At 61.0% G+C, this 1,300-nt stretch carries 2 protein-coding genes; both read left to right on the forward strand.

The window, feature by feature from the left end:
- Nucleotides 1-67 precede the first annotated feature (67 nt).
- Nucleotides 68-382, forward strand: coding sequence for a transposase (locus tag ACFUEJ_RS24220; RefSeq protein WP_068969944.1), 315 nt, complete (start codon nt 68-70; stop codon nt 380-382).
- Nucleotides 379-1,272 carry an IS3 family transposase gene (locus tag ACFUEJ_RS24225; protein WP_165630008.1) on the forward strand — a complete coding sequence of 298 codons (894 nt, stop codon included), beginning with the start codon at nt 379-381 and terminating at the stop codon, nt 1,270-1,272. The genes ACFUEJ_RS24220 and ACFUEJ_RS24225 overlap by 4 nt, the downstream gene beginning before the upstream one ends.
- The last annotated feature ends 28 nt before the right edge of the window (nt 1,273-1,300 follow it).

Below are 1,300 nucleotides of genomic sequence, written 5' to 3' on the forward strand. Positions count from 1 at the left end.
TGAGCCTCCCCAGTTTGAGTGGACACCGAGATAGTGGGGCCAGGGGTCCTGCTGGAAGGATGTCGACATGTCCAGGAGGCGGTCGTTTACGCCGGAGTACAAGGCTCAGGCTGCTCGTCGGGTGATTGATGGTGGTCGGCCGATCACCGAGGTGGCTCGGGAACTCAATGTGCATGAGAATCTGCTGGGCAAATGGGTTCGGGCTGAGCGGCTTCGAGACGGCGTCGCCGATGATGTTCGCAAGGTGCCGCCCGACCAAGATCTGTCGGCGAGTGAACGCTCAGAACTGACCAGGCTGCGTGCCGAACTCGCCGAGAAGGACCGTGATATCGCATTCCTGAAAAAAGTATCGGCGTACTTTGCGGCGCAGCATCATCGGTGAGTCGTTTCGAACTCATCGCCGCGGAGTGCGCCAACCACGACGTGACGAAACTTGTTGCTCTCCTGGGTGTGTCGCGGTCCGGATTCTACGCGTGGGCAGATCGGCAACATCGTGTCGAGTTGACGCCCCGACAGCAGCGGCGCCGGGATCTGGAAGTGAAGATTCTGGCGCACTGGCAGGCCTCGCGACGCATCTACGGTTCACCGCGCATTACCGCCGATCTGCACGCTGAGGGGGTGGCGGTCTCGGAGAACACCGTCGCCAAGATCATGGCCGAGATGGGCATCGAGGGCATCAGTCCGCGCACGTTCAAGGTCAGGACCACCCAGGTCGATCCGGCCGCGTCGTTCCCGCCGGACCGGGTCGGCCGCGATTTCGATCGCGGCGGCATCAACCTGGTCTGGACCTCCGATATCACCTATCTGACCTGCGGCGAAGGGGACGCCTACCTGTGCGCGATCCGAGACGAGCACTCGCGTCGAGTGCTGGGCTGGTCGCTGGCAGATCACATGCGCACCGAGCTCGTCGAGGACGCGGTGGATGCTGCAGTGCTCACTCGTGGCGGTTCGGTGGCCGGCACCATTCTGCACAGCGACCGAGGCGGTCAGTACACCAGCTACGACATGGCTTCAGCGTGCCGTCGACATGGTTTGCAACGCTCGATGGGCGCGACCGGCATCTGCTGGGACAACGCCGGCGCCGAGTCGTTGTGGTCAACGGTCAAACACGAGAACTACAAGCGCCACGCGTACGGCAGCTACGCGAATCTTGCTGCCGGACTTGACAATTACATCCGATTCTACAACCATGACAGAAGGCATAGCTCGCTAGGGATGGTCTCACCTATCGACTTCGAAATCAGATCACACACAAGTCAGCAAACAAGCTAACCGTGTCCACTTTTTCAGGGGAACCTCA

This window comes from Gordonia sp. NPDC057258, assembly GCF_042668985.1.
GTDB lineage: Bacteria > Actinomycetota > Actinomycetes > Mycobacteriales > Mycobacteriaceae > Gordonia > Gordonia hongkongensis.

Excerpts from the sequence above, each read along its gene's own strand:
- ACFUEJ_RS24220 (WP_068969944.1), top strand. The coding sequence starts at position 68 with ATGTCCAGGAGGCGGTCGTTTACGCCGGAGTACAAGGCTCAGGCTGCT.